General features: G+C 71.8%; 17 protein-coding genes. 10 read left to right on the top strand and 7 right to left on the bottom strand.

From position 1 onward, the window contains the following. Window positions 1-89 precede the first annotated feature (89 nt). Window positions 90-575, bottom strand: coding sequence for a ribose-5-phosphate isomerase (locus AB0924_RS04960; protein WP_199210544.1), 486 nt, complete (start codon window positions 573-575; stop codon window positions 90-92). Window positions 576-778: 203 nt separating this feature from the next. Here AB0924_RS04960 and AB0924_RS04965 point away from each other — a divergent pair, with 203 nt between their 5' ends. Further along, the gene (locus tag AB0924_RS04965; RefSeq protein WP_366910664.1) at window positions 779-2203 is read left to right on the top strand and encodes an amino acid permease; all 1425 of its coding nucleotides are present in this window, start codon (window positions 779-781) and stop codon (window positions 2201-2203) included. A 108-nt stretch (window positions 2204-2311) separates the two neighbouring features. On the opposite strand, the gene AB0924_RS04970 is transcribed toward AB0924_RS04965, so the two are convergent. Next, window positions 2312-2893, bottom strand: coding sequence for a biotin transporter BioY (locus AB0924_RS04970; protein ID WP_358931392.1), 582 nt, complete (start codon window positions 2891-2893; stop codon window positions 2312-2314). A 421-nt stretch (window positions 2894-3314) separates the two neighbouring features. Between AB0924_RS04970 and AB0924_RS04975 the strand changes: the two genes are divergently transcribed. The 7 genes from AB0924_RS04975 (at window position 3315) to AB0924_RS05005 (ending at window position 11119) form a co-directional block, all read left to right on the top strand. Continuing rightward, window positions 3315-4514: an ROK family transcriptional regulator gene (locus AB0924_RS04975; RefSeq protein WP_366910665.1), complete on the top strand. Its 1200-nt coding sequence runs from the start codon at window positions 3315-3317 to the stop codon at window positions 4512-4514. A 241-nt stretch (window positions 4515-4755) separates the two neighbouring features. Continuing rightward, window positions 4756-5823: an ABC transporter substrate-binding protein gene (locus AB0924_RS04980; RefSeq protein ID WP_366910666.1), complete on the top strand. Its 1068-nt coding sequence runs from the start codon at window positions 4756-4758 to the stop codon at window positions 5821-5823. After that, on the top strand, window positions 5820-6668 hold the full coding sequence (locus AB0924_RS04985) for an ABC transporter permease (RefSeq protein WP_358931399.1): 849 nt from the start codon (window positions 5820-5822) through the stop codon (window positions 6666-6668). The genes AB0924_RS04980 and AB0924_RS04985 overlap by 4 nt, the downstream gene beginning before the upstream one ends. Next, complete coding sequence (locus AB0924_RS04990; RefSeq protein WP_366910667.1) at window positions 6644-7378, top strand: ABC transporter ATP-binding protein; 735 nt, start codon at window positions 6644-6646, stop codon at window positions 7376-7378. The genes AB0924_RS04985 and AB0924_RS04990 overlap by 25 nt, the downstream gene beginning before the upstream one ends. Beyond that, the gene (locus tag AB0924_RS04995) at window positions 7375-8712 is read left to right on the top strand and encodes an LLM class flavin-dependent oxidoreductase (RefSeq protein WP_366910668.1); all 1338 of its coding nucleotides are present in this window, start codon (window positions 7375-7377) and stop codon (window positions 8710-8712) included. The genes AB0924_RS04990 and AB0924_RS04995 overlap by 4 nt, the downstream gene beginning before the upstream one ends. A gap of 14 nt (window positions 8713-8726) precedes the next feature. Continuing rightward, window positions 8727-9617: a TauD/TfdA family dioxygenase gene (locus tag AB0924_RS05000; protein WP_358931405.1), complete on the top strand. Its 891-nt coding sequence runs from the start codon at window positions 8727-8729 to the stop codon at window positions 9615-9617. 119 nt (window positions 9618-9736) lie between these two features. Next, complete coding sequence (locus AB0924_RS05005) at window positions 9737-11119, top strand: amino acid permease (protein WP_366910669.1); 1383 nt, start codon at window positions 9737-9739, stop codon at window positions 11117-11119. A 320-nt stretch (window positions 11120-11439) separates the two neighbouring features. On the opposite strand, the gene AB0924_RS05010 is transcribed toward AB0924_RS05005, so the two are convergent. Continuing rightward, window positions 11440-12102 carry a DsbA family protein gene (locus tag AB0924_RS05010; protein WP_366910670.1) on the bottom strand — a complete coding sequence of 221 codons (663 nt, stop codon included), beginning with the start codon at window positions 12100-12102 and terminating at the stop codon, window positions 11440-11442. Window positions 12103-12266: 164 nt separating this feature from the next. On the opposite strand from AB0924_RS05010, the gene pepN reads away from it, so the two are divergent. Both pepN and AB0924_RS05020 read left to right on the top strand, forming a co-directional pair. Then, window positions 12267-14849, top strand: coding sequence for an aminopeptidase N (gene pepN, locus AB0924_RS05015; protein WP_366910671.1), 2583 nt, complete (start codon window positions 12267-12269; stop codon window positions 14847-14849). A 207-nt stretch (window positions 14850-15056) separates the two neighbouring features. Continuing rightward, on the top strand, window positions 15057-16094 hold the full coding sequence (locus tag AB0924_RS05020) for a hypothetical protein (RefSeq protein ID WP_358931414.1): 1038 nt from the start codon (window positions 15057-15059) through the stop codon (window positions 16092-16094). A gap of 34 nt (window positions 16095-16128) precedes the next feature. Here the strand turns inward: AB0924_RS05020 and AB0924_RS05025 are convergent, their stop codons facing one another. The 4 genes from AB0924_RS05025 to AB0924_RS05040 form a co-directional block, all read right to left on the bottom strand. After that, window positions 16129-17268 carry a serine hydrolase domain-containing protein gene (locus AB0924_RS05025; RefSeq protein WP_366910672.1) on the bottom strand — a complete coding sequence of 380 codons (1140 nt, stop codon included), beginning with the start codon at window positions 17266-17268 and terminating at the stop codon, window positions 16129-16131. A gap of 93 nt (window positions 17269-17361) precedes the next feature. After that, window positions 17362-19110, bottom strand: a complete 1749-nt coding sequence (locus tag AB0924_RS05030) for a TIGR03767 family metallophosphoesterase (RefSeq protein ID WP_358931418.1) — start codon at window positions 19108-19110, stop codon at window positions 17362-17364. Between the two features lie 200 nt (window positions 19111-19310). Beyond that, window positions 19311-19799, bottom strand: coding sequence for an NUDIX hydrolase (locus AB0924_RS05035; RefSeq protein WP_366910673.1), 489 nt, complete (start codon window positions 19797-19799; stop codon window positions 19311-19313). Between the two features lie 9 nt (window positions 19800-19808). Continuing rightward, window positions 19809-20696: a pyridoxamine 5'-phosphate oxidase family protein gene (locus AB0924_RS05040; protein WP_366910674.1), complete on the bottom strand. Its 888-nt coding sequence runs from the start codon at window positions 20694-20696 to the stop codon at window positions 19809-19811. Between the last annotated feature and the right edge of the window lie 2 nt (window positions 20697-20698).

Consider the following 20698-nt stretch of genomic DNA (forward strand, 5'->3'; position numbering starts at 1 on the left):
AGGTGTCCTTTCCTGCCGCTGCCCGCCGGCCCGTCCCGGCCGGTGGAGAGGCTGCGAGGGCCCGGTACCGGTCCGGGCCCTCGGGGGCGCTACTGCTGCGGGTGGTGGGCCGGGATCGGGGGCAGGTCGCCGGTCGTCTCGTAGCCGGCGAGCATGTCGATGCGCCGGATGTGACGCTCGTCACCGGAGAACGGGGTGTTGAGGAACACCTCGACGAACTTCGTCGCCTCCTCCGTGCTGTGCATGCGCGCGCCCACCGCGACGACGTTGGCGTCGTTGTGCTGGCGGCCGAGCCCGGCGGTCTCCTCGCTCCAGGCCAGCGCCGCGCGCACGCCCTTCACCTTGTTCGCGGCGATCTGCTCCCCGTTGCCGGAGCCGCCGATCACGATGCCGAGCGCGTCGGGGTCGGCGGCGGTCCGCTCGGCCGCGCGCAGGCAGAAGGGCGGGTAGTCGTCCTGGGCGTCGTAGATGTGGGGCCCGCAGTCGACGGGCTCGTGCCCCGCCGCCTTGAGCCAGTCGACGAGGTGGTTCTTGAGTTCGTAGCCCGCATGGTCGGAGCCGAGATACACGCGCATGGGACGAGTGTGACACGCCGGTTTCGGGGCAGCAGCCGCGGGTGTGACATCGGCGGAATGTGAATCGGGCCATAGATCCTCAAGGGAACCTCAAGTAACAATCCGGATTCAGAGGTTCCTGAATCCGTTCACCTCGGATTCACTGGACCGGCTCGTACACCGCTCGTGCGGGCAGCTCCACCTGGCGTAAAGGAAATCCGTCCATGACCCCTGGTTCGGGCCTTCAAGCAGGACTGAAAAACCGTCACCTCACGATGATCGCGATCGGTGGCGTCATCGGAGCCGGCCTCTTCGTCGGCTCCAGTACCGGTATCGCTACCGCGGGACCGGGCATTCTTCTGTCGTACGCGCTCGTCGGCACGCTCGTGGTGCTGGTGATGCGCATGCTCGGCGAGATGTCGGCCGCCAACCCCACCTCCGGTTCGTTCTCCGCGCACGCCGACCGTGCGCTGGGACCCTGGGCCGGTTTCTCCATCGGCTGGCTCTACTGGTTCTTCTGGGTCGTCGTGCTGGCCGTGGAGGCCACCGCCGGCGCGAAGATCCTCGAGGGCTGGATACCGGCCGTGCCGCAATGGGGCTGGGCGCTCATCGTGATGACCGTCCTGACCGCGACCAACCTGGTCTCGGTCGGCTCCTACGGCGAGTTCGAGTTCTGGTTCGCCGGCATCAAGGTCGTGGCGATCGGCGCGTTCATCGTGGTCGGCCTGCTGGCCGTGTTCGGCGTGCTGCCGGGCGCGCACACCGACAAGGCGAGCTTCGCCAACCTCACCTCGCACGGTGGCTTCCTGCCACACGGCCCCGGCGCGATCCTCACGGGTGTGCTGCTGGTCGTCTTCTCCTTCATGGGCAGCGAGATCGCGACCCTGGCGGCCGGCGAGTCGGAGGACCCGCAGCGCGCCGTCACCAAGTCCACCAACAGCATCATCTGGCGTATCGGCGTCTTCTACCTGGGCTCGATCCTGATCGTGGTCACCCTGCTGCCGTGGAACGACCCGTCCATCCAGAAGGACGGCTCGTACGTCGCCGCCCTGGGCTCCCTGGGCATCCCGCACGCCGGCCAGGTCATGAACTTCATCGTGCTGACCTCGGTGCTGTCCTGCCTGAACTCCGGTCTGTACACGGCCTCCCGGATGGCGTTCTCGCTCGGCCAGCGCGGTGACGCGCCCAAGGCGTTCGCGCGGACCACGTCCCGCGGTGTGCCGCGGGCCGCGATCCTCGCGTCGGTGCTCTTCGGCTTCGCCGCCGTGTTCTTCAACTACAAGTTCCCGGACACGGTCTTCCTCTTCCTGCTCAACTCCAGCGGCGCGGTCGCCCTGTTCGTGTGGCTGGCGATCTGCTTCTCGCAGCTGCGGATGCGCCGGATCATCCAGCGGGAGGCGCCGGAGAAGCTCGTCGTGAAGATGTGGCTGTACCCGTACCTGACCTGGGCGACGGCCGTGCTGATCATCGGCATCTTCGGCTACATGCTGACCGACACCCAGGGTGAGAGCAGCGGGCGGACGACCGTGGAGCTCTCCCTGCTGGTGGCCGCCGTCGTGATCGCGGCCTCCCTGGTCAAGCAGAAGATCGCGGGCCGCCGGCCGGCTCCGGCCGTGGAGGACACCGCGGAGAAGGTGTCCGTCGGCTGACCGCACCCGGCACACCGCCATGACGAAGGGGAGGGAGTCCCGTCGGGACTCCCTCCCCTTCGTCGTTCGTACGCCCGGCCGGGGCGTGGCCCCCAAAGGGGCGGGGCGTCAGCGCCTGCCGGTGAGCTTCCAGGCGGCGGGCAGCGCGCCCATGGCCAGCGCCGCCTTCAGGGCGTCCCCGATCAGGAACGGGGTGAGGCCGGCGGCGACGGCCTGGGAGAAGGACAGGTGGGCGGCCAGGGCCAGGTACGGCACGCCGACCGCGTAGATGATCGCCTCGCCGATGACCATCGTGCCCGCCATGCGCAGCGGGGAGCGGTCGGCGCCGCGGCGGGCCAGGGCGCCGACGGCGGCGGAGGCGAGCAGCATGCCGAGGACGTAGCCGAAGGAGACGGCGCCCGCGCCGGAGCCGCCTTCCGCGAACCACGGCAGGCCGGCCACGCCCGCGAGCGCGTACAGGGCGAGGGAGAGGAAGCCGCGGCGGGCGCCGAGGGCGGTACCGACGAGCAGCGCGGCGAAGGTCTGGCCGGTCACCGGCACCGGGGAGCCGGGCACGGGCACCGCGAGCTGGGCCGCGAGACCGGTGAGCACGGCACCGCCGAGCACCAGCGCGATGTCGCGGGTCCGCGAAGCGGGCAGCAGGTCGGCGAGGACTTCACCGGGGCGGACGGTTGCGGTGGCGGTGCTCATGGGGACTCCGCGTGGGGCGAGGGCAGATGGGACACCGTGACGCTATCCCGGCGGCCGCGCGGTGATCACCGTCAGCGCTCGACAAAGGGGGGAACGAGGGCTTGGTGGGCTCCCGACAAAGGGTGGCGGTTACACCCGGTACGGCGTGACAACGGTCACTGAGGCAGGGACGCGCAGCTCACTCGGAGGGCCGCCGACGGGACTGTGGAACCCCGCCATTGAACCCTAGTGGACTGGTCGGATTTCCCTTCCTGCCCTACGCTTCCGGCATGGTTGCCCAGGCCCGGTACTTCACGTCGCGTCGCTATGTCGACCTGCGACGGCAGGGCACGGCCACCTGTCGCCGTCCGGGGTAGGGGCGCGTCCCGGCGCGCCCTCGCCCTCCGAGACGTGTCGGCCCCGTTCCCGAGGACGGTCCCCCATGCCCCGTACCGCGGCATCCACCCTTGTCTCCCCCGTTCCCCGCGCCGCCGACAGCGACCGGCGGCGCACGAGTGCCAGTGTCGTGCTGCGGTCCGTGCTGGAGCACGGGCCGGTGGCGCGCAGCACCGTCGCCCGGCTGACCGGGCTCTCCCCCGCGGCCGTGACCGAGCACTGCGCCCGGCTGGCCGGACTCGGGCTGCTCCGTGAGGAGGCGGCGCCGCGCCGCTCGAACGGCGTCGGCCGGCCGCATGTCCCCGTCGACCTCGACACCGGGCGGTTCGTGGTCGGCGGGGTGCACGTGGCCGTGCCGTACACCACGGTCGCGCTGCTCGATCTGCGCGGCCGGGTGGTCGCCCGGCGCGAGCTGAAGCACGAACGGCCGGACCCGCACCGGGTGCTGGCCCGCGCCGCCGACGGGCTGGCGGCGCTGCTCGCGCGGGCGCCGGACCGCCGCCCGCTGGGGATCGGTGTCGCCGCCGGCGGCTGGGTGGACCGGGAGTCGGGCACCGTCGTCGAGCACGAACTGCTGGGCTGGCGCGAGGTGCCGGTACGGGAGCTGCTCGAGGAACGCACCGGCCTGCCGGTCCATGTCGACGGGCACGCACGGGCGTTGGTGAGCGGTGAGCGGCTGTTCGGGCGGGCCCGGGGCAGCCGGAGCGTGCTGCACCTGTTCGTCGGCAACATGGTCGACGCGGCGTTCGCCACCAACGACGAGGTGCACCACGGGCCCCGCTCACAGGCCGGTGCGATCGCCCACCTTCCGGTGCCGGGCGGCACCGAACGGTGCGTCTGCGGCCGTACGGGGTGCCTGCAGGCCGAGTTGAGCGAGCGGACGCTGTGCCGGCGGGCCCGGGCGGCCGGTGTGACCGATTCGGGCAACCCGATGCACGTGGTGGCCGCGGCGGCGGCCGGTGACGCGGTGGCCCGGCGGCTGCTGGTGGAGCGGGCGCGGGCGACGGGCCGGGCGGCCGGGCTGCTGCTGGACGTGCTCAACCCGGAGACGGTCGTGGTGACCGAGGTGGGCGCGATGCGCTTCGACGACTGCCTGACCGCGCTGCGGGAAGCGGCCGGGATGCGACGCGCGGCATCCGTGCTGCCGACGAGTTTCCCCGATTCGGTACTCGCGGTGGCGGGCGGCTCGGTGATGCTGGACGTGCTGTTCCGGGATCCGCTGGGCACGTCACCTGAGGCTATTTAATTCAGAAACTCGGAATGTTGACAGGGGGCGGCAATGGCGGAGAACATGCTGGTCATGAACCCGCTCACGAGTTGTCGCACCCTCTGTTGCTGACATGTTGCCGCGCATGAAGCGCGTGTTTCCGTCTGCGTGAGTTCTCTTTCCAACAGCTCTCCCATGAGCTTTTCTTCCGGCTTTTCGCCGGGAATTCCGGCTGCCTTCCGGCTTGCCTGTCCGCTTTGCGTACCCAGGGAGTCCTCCCATGTCTGCTCCGCCTGTCACCGGTCTCGACCGCCGCCTGTTCCTGACCTCCCTGCTCGGCGCGTCCGCCGCCGTCGCGGGTCTCAGCGGCTGCGCGGGCGGCAGCGCCGCCGCCGACACCGAGGGCGCCCTCACCCGCCCCCTCGCGGCCAAGGTCCCGGCCGGCACCAGCCTGAAGATCTCCTCCTACCAGAACGTCCAGCAGCTCCAGTTCAAGCTGGCCAAGCTGCCCGCGCTGCCGTTCGAGGTGTCCGACTGGCTCAACATCGGGGCCGGCCCGGACGTCATCAACGCCTTCCGCGCCAAGTCCCTCGACCTCGCCAACAACGCGGGCATCCCGCCGATCCAGGCGCACTACCAGGGCTTCGACGCGAGGATCGTGGCGATCAACGTGACCCGCAAGCCCAACTACCTCTTCGCCACCAAGCCCGGCAGCGACATCCGCGCGGCCGAGGACTTCCGCGGCAGGAAGCTCGCCTTCTCGCAGGGCCAGGCGCAGGGCGTCGTGCTGCTGCGGGCGCTGAAGAAGGCGGGCCTGAAGTACGACCAGGTGACGCTGGTCCCGCTGACCAGCAACCAGTTCCTGACCGCCCTGCAGTCCGGCCAGGTCGACGTGGCCCCGCTCGGCAACAGCCAGGCGCCCGCCTATCTCAAGCAGTACGGGAGCAAGGGCGCCCGCGTCATCAAGACCGACGTCGTCGACCTGCTCAACCTGCTGTGGGCACCGCGGTCCGTGCTCGCCGACCCGGCGAAGGCCGCCGCGGTCGCCGCGTACATCCCGCACTGGGCCAAGGGCCAGGTGTGGACTTACGAGCACCCGGACGTGTGGAACGAGGAGTTCTACGTCAAGACGCAGAACCTGACCCTCGACCAGGCCAAGTCCATCACCGCGCTCGCCAACAAGCCGCTGTTCCCGCCCAGCTGGGACGAGGCGATCAGGTGGGAGCAGGAGACGGCCGATCTGCTCGCCGAGGGCGGGTTCGTGAAGAGGTTCGACGTCTCCTCGCTCTTCGACCACCGCTTCGAGGCCATCGCCGCCCGGGCCGTGGCGGCGGAGTACCGGAGGTGAGCGCCGTGACCACGACCACGACCGCCGTGGCGGCACCGGCCGCCCCGGAACCGCCCCAGGTACGCCGGCGCCGGCGACTCTCCCCCGGACGCCGGCTGCCCGCCGCCCGGCTCGCCGGCCCGCTCGCCGTCCTCGTCCTGTGGGCCGTCGCCTCGGCCGCGGGCGCGCTCGACCCGGGCGCGATACCGGCGCCATGGACGGTGCTGAGGACCGCCGGCCACCTGTGGACCGACGGCACGCTGCCCACGGACGTGCTCACCTCGCTCAGGCGGGCCGCCTACGGCTTCGCGATCGGCCTGACCGCCGGGGTGCTGCTCGCGCTGGCCTCCGGGCTCAGCCGGGCCGGGGAGGCGCTGATCGACGGGACGGTGCAGCTCAACCGGGCGATCCCGACCCTGGGCCTGATTCCGCTGTTCATCCTCTGGCTGGGCATCGGCGAGACCTTCAAGATCGCCATCATCGCGATCGTCGTCTACATCCCCATCTACCTGAACACGCACGCCGCGCTGTCCGGCATCGACACCCGGTTCGTCGAACTCGCGGAGGTGCAGGGCCTGTCCAGGCTGGCCTTCGTCCGGCGGGTGGTGATCCCCGGGGCGCTGCCCGGATTCTTCGTGGGTCTCCGGCTCGGTGTCACCGGCTCCTGGCTGGGCCTGGTGGTCCTGGAGCAGATCAACGCCACCAGTGGCCTCGGCTACCTGATGTTCCAGGCGCAGAACTACGGCCAGAGCGACGTCATCCTGGTCGGCCTGCTGATCTACGGCGTCTTCGGCCTGATCTCCGACAGCGTGGTCCGTCTCATCGAACGGAGGGTGCTGTCGTGGCGCCGCACACTGAGCAGCTGACCCGGCCCGCGGTACGACTGCGCGGCCTGACCCGGTCCTTCGGCGGCCGTACCGTCCTCGACGAGATCGATCTCGACCTGCCCGCCGGCCAGTTCACCGCTCTGCTCGGGCACAGCGGCTCGGGCAAGTCGACCCTGCTGCGGGCCGTCGCCGGACTGGATCACGGGGTCGCCGGCAGCGGGCGGCTCAGCGCCCCGGAGCGGGTGTCGGTGGTCTTCCAGGACTCCCGGCTGCTGCCCTGGGCCCGGGTGCTGGACAACGTCCTGCTCGGCACCGAGGGCAAGGACGCGGAAGAGCGCGGCCGGGCCGCCCTGGAGGAGGTGGGTCTCGGCGGCCGCGAGCGGGCCTGGCCGGGCGAGCTGTCCGGCGGTGAGGCACAGCGCGCCGCGCTCGCCCGCTCCCTGGTCCGTGAGCCCGAACTGCTGCTGGCCGACGAGCCGTTCGGGGCGCTGGACGCGCTGACCCGGATCCGTATGCACAACCTGCTGCGCGAGCTGTGGAAGCGGCACCGGCCCTCGGTGCTGCTCGTCACCCACGACGTGGACGAGGCGATCGTGCTCGCCGACCGGGTCCTCGTCCTGGACCGGGGCCGGATCGGCCTCGACCTGACCATCGACCGGCCCCACCCGCGCTCCTACCGGGAGCCGGTGCTGGGCGAGTACCGCGAGCGGCTGCTGGCCGCGCTCGGTGTCACGGAGGACCACGAGTGACCGCGAGACAGCTTCACCTCAACGCGTTCCTGATGAACACCGGCCACCACGAGGCGTCGTGGCGGCTGCCGGAGAGCGACCCGTACGCGCACGTCGACCTCGCCCACTACGTGCGGCTGGCCCGGATCGCCGAGCGCGGCACCTTCGACTCGCTCTTCCTCGCCGACGGCCCGCAGCTGTGGAGCAACCTGGCCCAGCGCCCGGCGGGCGCCCTGGAACCGCTCACCCTGCTCACCGCGCTGGCGACGGCCACCGAGCACATCGGGCTGATCGCCACCGCCTCCACCTCCTACAACTCCCCCTACAACCTGGCCCGCAGATTCGCCTCGCTGGACATCGTCAGCGGCGGCCGGGCCGGCTGGAACATCGTCACCACCGCGGGCCGGGAGGCCGCCCGCAACTTCGGTCTGGACGCCGAACCCGCGCACGCCGAGCGGTACGCCCGCGCGGCCGAGTTCCTCGACGTGTCCCTCAAGCTCTGGGACAGCTGGGAGGACGACGCGATCGTCGCCGACAAGGCGGCCGGCGTCTGGGGCGACGACAGCAAGATCCACCCGCCCCGGCACCAGGGGAGGTACTTCGGCGTCGAGGGCGCCCTCAACGTGCCGCGTTCCCCGCAGGGCTACCCGCTGCTGGTGCAGGCCGGCTCCTCCGAGGACGGCAAGGCCTTCGCCGCCCGGTACGCGGAGGCCGTGTTCACCGCCCAGCAGACCCTCGCGGACGCCCAGGCCTTCTATGCCGACCTCAAGTCCCGCACGGCCGGGGCGGGCCGGGACCCCGAGCACATCAAGGTGCTGCCCGGCATCGTCCCGGTGCTCGGCTCGACCGAGGCCGAGGCGCGGGCCGGCGAGCGGCTGCTGGAGGACCACATCGTTCCGGAGCACGGCCGGGCCCGGCTGGAGAGCCTGCTGCACCTGGAGCCCGGCACCCTCGAACTCGACCGGCAGCTGCCCGAGGACCTGCCGCCGGAGTCCGCCATCGAGGGCGCCAAGAGCCGCTACACCCTCGTGGTGGAGCTGGCCCGGCGCGAGCGGCTGACCGTACGGCAGCTGATCGGCCGGCTCGGCGGCGGGCGCGGGCACCTCACCTTCGCCGGGACACCCGAGCAGGTCGCCGGCCAGATCGGGACCTGGTTCACCCAGGGCGCCGCCGACGGCTTCAACATCATGCCCGCCGTACTGCCCTCCGGTCTGGAGGCCTTCGTCGAGCACGTCGTGCCGATCCTGCGCGAGCGCGGCCTGCTGCGCACCGGCTACGGCCCGCGCCGGACCCTGCGGGAGCGCTACGGCCTGCCCCGCCCCGCCAACCAGTACGTCACGCCCGCCCTCGTCTGAAAGGACCACCGAACATGTCCCTCGAGATCACCAAGGTCACCGCTCGCATCGGCGCCCGCGTCTCCGGCGTCGACATCTCCCGGCCGCTCGCCGCCGAGGAGCTCGCCGGCATCCGCGAGGCGCTGAACGCCCACAAGGCGCTCGTCTTCGACGACGTGCGCCTGGACGACGCCGGCCAGCAGGCGTTCGTCCGCCACCTCGGCGACCTCACCACCGCCCATCCGACGGTCGGCGCCGTCGAGGGCTCCCCGAACGTGCTGCCCGTGGACAGCGAGCGGGGCCGCGCCAACCACTGGCACACCGACGTCACCTTCGTCCTCAACCCGCCGCAGGCCAGCACCCTGCGCTCGATCACCGTCCCGCCGTACGGCGGCGAGACCTTGATCGCCAACGCGGCGGCCGCCTACCGCGACCTGCCCGAGCCGCTGCGCCGGCTCGCCGACACCCTGTGGGCCGAGCACACCAACGACTACGACTACGCCGTGCCGGACGAGGCGGTCGACGAGGACAAGGCCGCTCAGCGCGCCCAGTTCACCTCCATCAAGTACCGCACCGCCCATCCGGTGGTCCGCGTCCACCCGCTGACCGGTGAGCGGGGCCTGTTCATCGGCGGGTTCGCGCAGCGGATCGTGGGGCTGTCGGTGGGCGAGTCCCGCAAGATCCTCGATCTGCTCCAGGCGTACGTCACCCGCCCGGAGAACGTGCTGCGCCACCGCTGGTCGCCGAACCAGCTCGTGCTCTTCGACAACCGCATCACGCAGCACTACGCCATCGACAACTACGACGGGCGGCCACGCCGGCTGCACCGGGTGACCGCCGCCGGTGACGTCCCGGTCGGTGTCGAGGGCAAGGAGAGCTACTCGATCGAGGGCGACGCCTCGCACTACACCCCGGTCGCCGCGTAACCGGAGTCTCACCCTTCGTACGGCGCGTGTCCGCATGCTGGGCGGCCCCTTCGCGGGAGCGAAGGGGCCGCCCAGACTGGCCGGGTTTTTGCCCGCCGATGACTGGACGAGCCGCGCCCATGCCCCACAGCACCCTCCAGACGCCACCGCGGCAGCGGTCCGGCGACTCCCTCTCCCACGGTCTCAAGCAGCGCCACCTGTCGATGATCGCCCTCGGCGGAGTGATCGGCGCCGGCCTGTTCGTCGGCTCCGGCGCCGGTATCGCGGCCGCCGGGCCCTCCATCGTCGTCGCGTACGCGATCTCCGGCGTGCTGGTGATGCTGGTGATGCGGATGCTCGGCGAGATGTCGGCCGCCTACCCGTCGTCGGGATCGTTCTCCGCCCACGCCGAGCGGGCCATCGGCCCCTGGGCCGGGTTCGCCGCCGGCTGGTCGTTCTGGGTGCTGCTGTGCACCGCGGTGGGCCTGGAGGGCATCGGCGCCGCGAAGATCGTGCAGGGCTGGCTGCCGGGCACTCCGCAGTGGGCCTGGGTGGCCCTGTTCATGCTCGTGTTCTGCGGTGCGAACCTCGCGGCCGTGAAGAACTTCGGCGAGTTCGAGTTCTGGTTCGCGGCGCTGAAGGTCGGCGCGATCGGCCTGTTCCTGGTCCTCGGCGGCCTGGCGGTCGCCGGCGTCCTGCCCGGCACCCACTCCCCCGGCACCTCCCACCTCGGCGACTTCCTGCCGAACGGCAGCGAGGGCCTGGTGATCGGCCTGCTGGCCTCGGTCTTCGCCTACGGCGGCCTGGAGACGGTCACCATCGCGGCGGCCGAGTCGCAGGACCCGGTCAAGGGCGTGGCGAGCGCGGTGCGCACCGCGATGTGGCGGATCGCCCTGTTCTACATCGGCTCGATGGCGGTCATCGTGACCCTGGTCCCGTGGAACGCGGAGGCGGTCGTGACGGACGGCCCGTACGTCGCGGCCCTGCGGCAGATCGGCCTCCCCGGCGCCGACCAGGTGATGAACGTGGTCATCCTGGTGGCCCTGCTGTCGGCGATGAACGCCAACATCTACGGCTCCTCGCGCATCGCCTACTCGCTGGTCGAGCGCGGCCAGGGTCCGAAGGCGCTGGCGAAGGTCTCCGGCGGGGTGCCGCGCATCGCCGTCCTCGTCTCGTCGGTCGTCGGCTTCGGGTGCGTGCTGCTCAGCTACTGGCGGCCGGACGACGTCTTCGCCTGGCTGCTGAACATGATCGGCGCGGTGATCCTGGTCGTCTGGATCTTCATCGCGGTCTCCCAGCTGCTGCTGCGCCGCCGCATCGAGCGCGAGGCGCCCGAGAAGCTGGTCGTGCGGATGTGGGCGTTCCCGTACCTGACCTGGGTCGCCCTGGCCGGCATGGCGGCGATCTTCGTCCTCATGGCCCGGGAGCCGGACACCCGCCTGCAACTGCTGCCGACCGGCGGCATGACGCTGTTCCTCGCGGCCGTGGGCTACGCCCGGCAGCGGGCCCGCGCCAGGAGCTGACCGGGCGCCGCCCCGCTCCCACTCCGAAGGCCCCCGTGTACGACACACGGGGGCCTTTGCGTCGCCCACGCCTTGCTGTTGCTAGCGTGTAGTTGCAAGAGACTTGCAATAAGGTTCGGAGGGGAACCCGCCCATGCCCGTGCAGGCGCTGCCCGACCTGCCTACCAAAGGCCGCCGGGTCCCGCGCGGACGTGCTGTCGCCCGCCCCCTGAGAACGTCCCGCCCCGTGATCGTCTTCTCACCCTTCACGACGGCGGGCGGATGCGGGAGGGCCCCCGCGAGGACAGGACTCGCGGGGGCCCTCCGGCTGTGCGCGGGCTCTACAGGTTGCTGAAGTCCGGGCCCTTGGTGCGGGTCCGCTTGATCTCGTAGAAGCCGGGGACGGAGGCGACCGCGAGGGCGCCGTCCCACAGGCGGGCCGCCTCCTCGCCCTTGGGGGCGGGGGTGACGACGGGGCCGAAGAAGGCGATCTGCTCGCCGTCGGGGCCCGGCACCGCGATGACCGGGGTGCCGACGTCCTGGCCGACCTTCTCGATGCCCTCCTTGTGGGAGGCGCGCAGCTCGGCGTCGAACTCGAAGTCCTGCTGCTCGGCGTACTCGATCAGCTCGGCGGGCAGGCCGACGTCCGCGAGCGCGCCCGCGACGGCCTCCAGGGTGGGGCCCTCGCCGTTGTTGTGGATGCGGGTGCCGAGCGCGGTGTAGAGCGGGCCGAGGATGTCCGCCCCGTGCTTCTGCCAGGCGGCGGTGACCACGCGCACCGGCTGCCAGGCCTTGGTGGCGAGCATGTCGCGGTAGTCCTCGGGCAGCTCGTCCAGCCGGTTCTCGTTGAGGACGGCGAGGCTCATGATGTGCCAGCTGACCTCGATGTCCCGGACCTTCTCGACCTCCAGCACCCAGCGGGAGGTCATCCAGGCCCAGGGGCACAGCGGGTCGAACCAGAAGTCCACGGGGGTCTTGCCGGAGGGGTTCGCGGTCTCGGACATGCTTCTCCTCAGCGAAGGTCTTTTGAAGCGGCAACAGAACCGCCGCTGCGGCCATTCCCGCCCCGGCCATGTCGAGGGCTTTCCCTGATGTGCCGTGTCAGGTGCGCATGGCAGGATCGGTCCTGTTGTGAGGTGTCCGTGCGACCACGAAGGAGTGCCACGACGTGCCCGGTGAGAATCTGACCCGTGACGAGGCCCGGGAGCGGGCCGCCCTGCTGTCTGTGGACGGCTACGAGGTGGCGCTGGACCTGCGGTCCGCCCCCGGAGGCGGGGGCACCGAACCGCGCACCTTCCGTTCGGTGACGGTGATCAGGTTCCGCTGCAACGAGCCGGGCGCGTCGAGCTTCGCCGACCTGATCGCGCCGGACGTGACCTCGGTCACGCTCAACGGGAAGGACCTGGACCCCGGCGCGGTCTTCGACGGCTCCCGGATCCTGCTGGAGGACCTGGCCGCCGAGAACGAGCTGACGGTCGACGCCCAGTGCGCCTACTCCCGCACCGGTGAGGGCATGCACCGCTTCGTCGACCCCGAGGACGGCGAGGTCTACCTCTACACCCAGTACGAGCCGGCCGACGCCCGCCGGGTCTACGCCAACTTCGAGCAGCCGGACCTGAAGGCGCCGTACCGCTTCGAGGTGCGGGCGCCCGAGGGCTGGACGGTGTGGAGCAACGGCGCCGGTGAACTCGTGGACGGCGTCTGGCGGTTCGCGGAGACCAAGCCGATCTCGACCTACATCACCTGTGTGGTGGCGGGGCCGTACCACTACGTGACGGACCGCTACGAGCGGGTCTTCGAGGACGGCACGAGGCTGGAGATCCCGCTGGGCGCGATGTGCCGCAAGGGGCTCGCCCCGCACTTCGACGCCGAGGACGTCTTCCTGGTCACCAAGCAGGGCCTGGACTTCTTCCACGACCACTTCGACTACCCGTACCCGTTCGGGAAGTACGACCAGGCGTTCGTCCCCGAGTACAACCTCGGGGCGATGGAGAACCCGGGTCTGGTGACCTTCCGCGAGGAGTACATCTTCCGCGGCAAGGTGACGCAGGCGTCGTACGAGGCGCGGGCCAACGTGATCCTGCACGAGATGGCCCACATGTGGTTCGGCGACCTGGTCACCATGGAGTGGTGGGACGACCTGTGGCTGAAGGAGTCCTTCGCGGACTTCATGGGCACGTTCGCCAACGTCGGCGCGACCCGCTTCACCGACGCCTGGATCACCTTCGCCAACCGCCGCAAGGCCTGGGCCTACCGCGCGGACCAGCTGCCCTCCACGCACCCGATCACGGCGGACATCCGCGACCTGCAGGACGCCAAGCTCAACTTCGACGGCATCACCTACGCCAAGGGCGCCTCCGTGCTCAAGCAGCTGGTGGCGTACGTCGGCCAGGACGCCTTCCTCGAGGGCGCCCGCCGCTACTTCAAGCGCAACGCCTACGGCAACACCCGTCTCGGCGACCTGCTGTCGGTGCTGGCGGAGACCAGTGGCCGGGACATGACGGTGTGGGCCCGGTCCTGGCTGCAGACGGCCGGCGTCAACTCGCTGACCCCGCAGGCGCTGCTGGACACCGAGGGCGGCCGGATCGCCGAGCTGGCCGTGGTCCAGGAGGCGCCCGAGACGCACCCGGAGCTGCGTCCGCACCGGGTCGCGGTGGGCCTGTACCGGCGGACACCCGACGGCGCGCTGGAGCGGTACGCGCGCGTGGAAACGGACGTCGAGGGGCCGCGTACGGTCGTGGCGGAGCTGGCCGGTGCCGAGGCGCCGGAGCTGGTGCTGGTCAACGACGACGACCTGACGTACTGCAAGGTCCGCTTCGACGAGACCTCGCTGGCCACCCTGCGCGAGCACCTGGGCGCGCTCACCGACCCGCTGGCCCGCGCCCTGTGCTGGTCGGCGCTGTGGAACTCGACCCGTGACGGCCTGCTTCCCGCCCGGGACTTCATCGGCCTGGTGCTCCGGTTCGCGGGCCGCGAGTCCGACATCGGGGTGCTGCAGATGCTGCACGCCTGGGCCAACTCGGCGCTGGTGCACTACGCGGCGCCGGCGTGGCGGGCGACCGGCGAGCGGCTGGTGGCCGAGGGCGCGCTGCGCGAGCTGCGGGCGGCCGGGCCGGGCAGCGAGCAGCAGCTCGCCTGGGCGCGCTTCTTCGCCGCGGTGGCGTCGGCGGAGGCGGACCTCGCCCTGCTGAAGGGCTTGCTGGACGGCACGGAGACGGTCGAAGGACTGGCGGTGGACCAGGAGCTGCGCTGGGCGTTCCTGGAGCCGCTGGCGGCGTACGGCATGGCGGACGAGGCGGTGCTGGCGGCCGAACTGGCCCGCGACGACACGGCGTCCGGCAAGCGGCACCAGGTCCGCTGCCTGGCGGCCCGCCCGTCGGCGGCGGTGAAGGCGCAGGCCTGGGCGCAGGTGGTGGAGTCCGACAAGCTGTCCAACGCGCTCGTGGAGGCGACCATCGCGGGCTTCGGCCTGCCCTCGCAGCGGGAGCTGACCGCGCCGTACGCGGAGAAGTACTTCGCGGTGATCGAGCGGGTGTGGCGGGAGCGGTCGATCCAGATCGGCATGGACGTCGTGCGCGGTCTGTACCCCTCCCACCAGGACCGGCCGGAGACGCTGGCGGCGACCGACGCCTGGCTCGAGGCGCACGCGGACGCGGCCCCGGCGCTGCGCCGGCTGGTGCTGGAGGCACGGGACGACCTGGCGCGGGCGCTGCGCGCACAGGAGTGCGACGAGGCGGCGGCCGGCCGATGAGCCTTGGCCAGGGATTCCGCTCTCGGTGACCGTTACGGAATTCAGTCAATAGCAGCCGTAACCCCTGGTCCGTAACCGATCGGACCAGGGGTTTCCGGCCTCTACTCGGCATCCGAACACCCGTCCTTTAATGCCGTGTTGTCCGCATTCTTCGACGAGCCTGTAACAGCGGTTACAGGAGGGACGAAGCGCGGGAACGTCGACGCCATGACGCACGACACCCCGCTCTCCCCCCGCACCCTGCGCCACCTCCCCGACGTCCGCCGGCGCCTCATGACGCCCGCTCAGCTCCGGTCCCACGGGGTCTCCACCGCCGAGCTGAACGAGCAGTGCCGTCCCGGCGGCACCTGGCAGCTGCTGCTGCCGAACGTGGTCCTGCTCCACCCCGGCCCGCCGACCAGCGAGGAGCGGCTGCACGGCGCGCTGCTGTACGCGGCGCGGGAATCGGCTCCGGGCGTTCCCACCCAGCCCACAGCCGGCGACCCGCACCGCCCGGTCTACCCGGAGACGATGATCACGGGTCTGGCGGGGCTCACCCTGCACGGCTTCTCGTCCACCCCGCCGCTGCTCTCCCTGGACCGCGTCGACGTCCTGGTCCCGCGGCTGCGCCGGCTGCGCACCACGGGCTACGTCCGTGTGCTGCGCGCCCCGGACCTGCCCACGCCGGTGGCGGTGACGGGACTGCCGGTGGCGCCGGTCCCGCGCGCGCTGGCGGACGCGGTGGCGGGACTGACGGACGCGGGCGCGGTACGCCGGCTGCTGACCGAGGCGGTGCGCGACGGCCACTGCGAACCGGCGGCGGTGGTGCGCGAACTGACCCGGGCGAAGCTGCTGAACCGCCCGCACGTGGTGGGCGCGGTGGACTCGCTGGTGGCCGAGGGCCGGGCGGTCGCCGAGAACCGGCTGTACCGGATGGTCGGCGAGCACGGACTGCCCGACCCGGTCTGGAACGTGGACCTGCGCCTGCCCGGCGGGCCCCACCTCGGCGGTCTGGACGCGTACTGGCCCGAGCAGGCGGTCGGGGTGGAGCTCGACACCCGCGCGCCCCGGCAGGACGACGACGCGATGTGGTCGGAGTACGCGCGCAAGCGGGAGCACCTGGAGCGGCTGGGGATCACGGTCGTCCACATCACCCCCCGCAAGCTCAGGGAGTCCATGGACCAGCAGGCGGCGGTGGTCCGGACGGCCCTGATGGCGTCCGGCGACCGCGATCCGGCCGCGTACGTCGTGGTGCTGCCCCGGTAGTCCGGGCTCCCGGAAGGCCGGCGGGCGCGGAGGACTAACCTCCGCAGAACTCCTTCTCGGTCACGGCGCCGGTGCCGCCCACCCAGTCGCCGTTGAAGTTGAGCGCGAGGGAGTGCCGGCCGTCGGCCGTGGTCATCGCCGAGGTGGCGGAGCCGTGGATGCCGCCGTCGTGGCCCCAGACATGGACGCCGCAGCTCAGCCTGGTGTCCATCAGGCCCAGCCCGTAGCCGGTGTCGCGGGAGCCGTCGACCCGCACGGTGGTCTTCATCTCCTTGAGCTGCCGGGACGGGAGCAGCTTCCCGCTCAGCAGGGCGGAGTAGAAGCGGTCGAGATCCACCGAGTCGGAGATCATCTCACCGGCCGCGGAGGCGATGGAGGGGTTGAGCTCGGTGACGTCGTAGGTCGGACCCGTCGATGTCGGTGCGAGCTTGGAGTAGGCGCGGCTGCTGGGCCGGGGGACGGTGACCCGGGTGCCGGGCAGCGAGGTGGCGGTGAGCCGCAGCGGCCGGATGACGCGCCTTTCGATCTCGGTGGCGTACGACCGGCCCGTCACCTTCTCGATCACCATGCCGGCGACGACGTAGTTGGTGTTGGAGTACTTCCAGGACGTGCCCGGCGCGAAGTCCGGCTCGTGCCGCATGGCGGTCTCCACCAGGTCGCGCGGGGTGAGCGTGTCGTAGCGGTGCCGGAAGAAGCCGTCCCTGAGGAAGTGGGCGCGGACGAAGTCGGCGTCGGAGGTGTAGTTGTAGACGCCGCTGGTGTGGTTCAGCAGCTGCCGGACGGTGATCCGGCGGCCGTCGTGGCCATGGCCCCGCAGCAGCCCGGGCAGCCAGGTGTCCACCGTGTCGTCCAGGGTGAGCCGGCCCTCCGCCTCCAGCTGGAGCAGGACGATGGCGACGAAGGTCTTGGTGATGCTGCCGACGCGGTAGCGGTCGGCGGCCGAGCGCGGCGCGCCGGTGACGACGTCGCCCACGCCCGCGGTCGCCGACCAGGTGCCCCGGATGTCCTTCGCGGTGACGGTCACCCCGGGCACACCGGCCGCGACCGCCGCCTCGACCGCCCGGCGGGTGGCCACGTGGCCGCCGGCGCCGGGGCCGGCCGCGACGGCCGGGCCCGCCAGGGCCGCCGACAGGAGCAGGGCGGTGGTGCCCACCAGGGCGGTGCGGACGCGCATGCTGTCCCCCAACGTGTGGTGTTCGGTGCCGTCGGGGGGAGATACCCGGCAGCACGCGGGATCGTGCCTGCCAGTGGCCCGGTTGAGTGACTCTCAGCCCTTCTTCAGCACCAGTTCCGTGTTCCGGTCCACCGCGTCGCCCGCCAACGCCTTGTTCGCGCCCGGGGCGTTGTAGGACAGCTCACGGTAGAGGGCGGCGAGGCCGGTCTGCGAGAGGTCGGTGTGGTCGGTGCGGTGCGGGGCGGCGGATTCGACCAGGGTGGTGAAGACGGAGAGCGTGCCGTCCTTGTTGTCGACGAGTTCGACGACCCGGGCGAGCTGGGGGAAGTCGACGTGCGAGGCGGTGGAGATCTCCCAGAAGGAGCCGCCGCCGGAGGCCCGGTGCGGGGTGATGTCGTTGCGGTGGATGTGGCCGTTCACCCAGGCGAGCACATTGCGGTGGGCGGAGAGCACCGAGACCACCTCGGCGCCGTTGTGCCGGCGCTCCCCCGGGCGGCCCGGGTCGGGGCGGGTGTTGGTCATGGTCTTGCTGGTGTGGTGGCTGAAGACGACGGCGTAGGAGTCCTTGTTGTCCTTGAGCGTCCTGTCGAGCCACTTGAGCTGGGCGGTGCCGACGGACCCCTCGTAGTGGCCGCCGGGGTCGGTGGTGTCGAGGCTGATGCCGATGACGTCCTCGGAGACGCGGAAGGCGTAGTACTGGGTGTCCGCGTCCAGGTTCGCCGAGGAGTAGCCGTGACCGGCCGGGCCGACGCCCTGGTGGGCGGGGTCCAGGTGGGCCTTCAGGTAGTCGGCCCGGGTGTACGGGGCCCGCTTCTCGTCCGGGGTGACCTGGCGCATGGAGCGGGCGTGGGCCTTGAGGAAGTCGCGGTAGCCGACGCCCTTGGGATCGGTCGCCTTCTTGATGGTGTCCTGCAGCTTCCTGGCGTCGGCGGCGGAGACGCTCATCAGCTTCCGGCCGCCGATGGCCGCCTCGGTGAGGTACGGGTCGCCGTGGGAGCCGTAGCAGCCGAGCGGGAGGGCGTCGTGGTTGCCGACGGTGGAGTACCAGGGCAGGTTGAGGCCGGGGCTGCGGACCTCGCGGGTCGCGGCGGCCAGGAAGCCCTTCAGGTAGGGGAAGCCGAGCGCCTTGTCGCCGTCGCGTGCGGTGGAGCCGGGCTGCCAGTACAGCTTCAGGCCGCTGTTCTGCACGCCCTCGTAGTGGCGCGGGTCCCCGGAGTCCGGGGTGATGCGGCCGCCGCTCATCACCTTCATGAACCACTCCAGTTCGGAGCGGGCGTTGTTGTCGGTGTTGTCGCCGGTGGTCATCACGAAGTGCAGCGGGGCGCCGGTGACGGGGGCGCCGCGCAGCGCGTTGACCCGCTCGACGAGCGAGACGGCGCCGGGCACGGTGAGCGCCTCGTGCGGACGCCAGGCGTGCGGGTCGTGGGCGCGCAGGAACTCCAGGCGCAGCGGGTGCTGCACATCCATCAGGTGCAGGTCGGTGAACTGCACGAACGCCGCGAGGGTGGTACGGCGGGCGGTACGGCCGGACTTGGGGGCGGCCAGCTCGTCCCGCACGACCCGCTTCCAGCCGGGGCCGTCGCCGAGCCGCCGGTAGCCGGAGCCGCTCAGCGGCGCGGCGACGGAGGCGAGGGTGGTGCCCTTGGTGTAGGGGGCGAGCGGGGCCGGTGCCGCCTTGCGGGAGTTGGCGACGGGCTGCTCGGCGGTGGTGGCGGCCTGGCTGTCGGTGGGGCGCAGGGCGTAGCCGACGCCCGCGGAGAGCGAGACCGCTCCGGCGGCGGCGAGCACGGTACGGCGGTGGACCCCCAGCGTGGAGGTGGCGACAGAGCGTATGCGCGACATGGCGCGATCTCCCCGGGTGCGAACGCGTCGGCGGTGGTCGCGGGCCGTCGCAGGCGCGAACGCCCCGCTCGCTCTGGATGGTTGGCACCGGGGATGACCTGTGCGTGAACGGGGCGGCAACGCGCAACACCGATCACCGTACGTGGATCACGGGGTGCGGAGCGCGGTCATGGAGTGGAACGCGGAGGGCCAAAAGGCGGTCACTCCTCGTTCATCTGCCGGGGTAGGGGATGGGCCCCGGGCCCGAGATGTCCGGTCTCCGGGCGCTCGCGCCACAGCCGCAGCGCGACGTCGACGAGGCGGATCCGGTTGAGGCCGGGCACCGCGTCCAGGTCCTGCCAGGCCGCGAAATCGGTGGAGCCGCCGATCTCGTAGCGGAGTTCGCCGCCGGTGATCTCGGCCTCGTAGAGGATCCGCACCCCCTGGTGGTCGGTGCGGCGCGGCGGCCGGCCGCCGCGGAAGACATGGCGGGAGGAGTCCACACCGAGCAGCCGGGTCACCTCGACCCGGTAGCCGGTCTCCTCGGTGACCTCGCGCCGGACGGTGTCGTAGGGGTCCTCGCCGTGCTCCATGCCGCCGCCCGGCAGCACCCACTCCTGGGTGCCGCCGGGGGCCGGTGAGCGGGCCAGCAGGATCTGTCCGTCACGGACGCACACGGCGTAGGCCGCCACCCTCAACTTCTCTCGCATGACCGGACGTTAGCGCGGGTTGTCCGGATTGGCGGGTGAATACTCCGGCGCGGACCAGCGCAGCGGCAGGGCGGCCGGGGTGTGGACGGCGCCGGTGACGGTGAAGCGGACGGTCCGCTCGCCGCCGGCGCCGAACCCGGTGCGGGCCGAGCCGGTGAGCTGGAGGGTGGTGCCGGTCGTCCAGTCCAGGAAGAGCAGTCCGGCACGCGGGTCGGTGTGCAGGTTGCCGAGGCTGCGGAACATGGCGTTGCCGGGGTAGTCCGGCCAGGCCAGTTCGCGCGGTGAGACGACCCGGACGAAGCCGGGGTTGCCGCCGCGGTGGCTGACGTCGGCGCCGTCGGTGTGCACGGTGGCCAGGAAGAAGGTGTCGGCCGCCGCGACGAGCGCGGCCTGCTCCGCGCCGAGCCGGGTCAGCGGGCGGGGCGCGCCCGGCGCTCGGTCCGGCACCCGCTCGAAGGTCTCCCGGCGCTGGATGTACTTGGGGCAGTTGGCGAACACCTGCTCCGCCTCGACGGCGAAGCCGCCGGGTGCGGGCCGGAGCCGGCCGTTGAGGCGCATCCGGCGGCGGGTCCGCGGATCGAGGGCGATGGTGCCCACGGAGGTGCCCGGCGTGGTCAGGGCCGCCGCGAGCGGGTCGGCCGGGTGCGGCCCGCCCGTGACGGACATCCGCCGGGGCCCGGTGGCCCGGACGAATCCCGGGGTGCCGGCGACCGGCGAGGCCCACACCCGGCCCGTGGCGGGGTCGGCGGCGCCCACGACGAGCAGCGGCTGCAACTCCAGGAAGGCCGCCGCGACCGGTTTGACGTCCGGCCCGAGGGAGCGGCCGACGTGGTCGGCGCGGTCCCGCACGCCGACCAGGTCCTGCACGGCGCGTGAACCGGCGTGATAGACGCTCATGG

It is taken from the genome of Streptomyces sp. NPDC047869 (genome assembly GCF_040704065.1).
Taxonomy (GTDB): Bacteria; Actinomycetota; Actinomycetes; order Streptomycetales; family Streptomycetaceae; genus Streptomyces.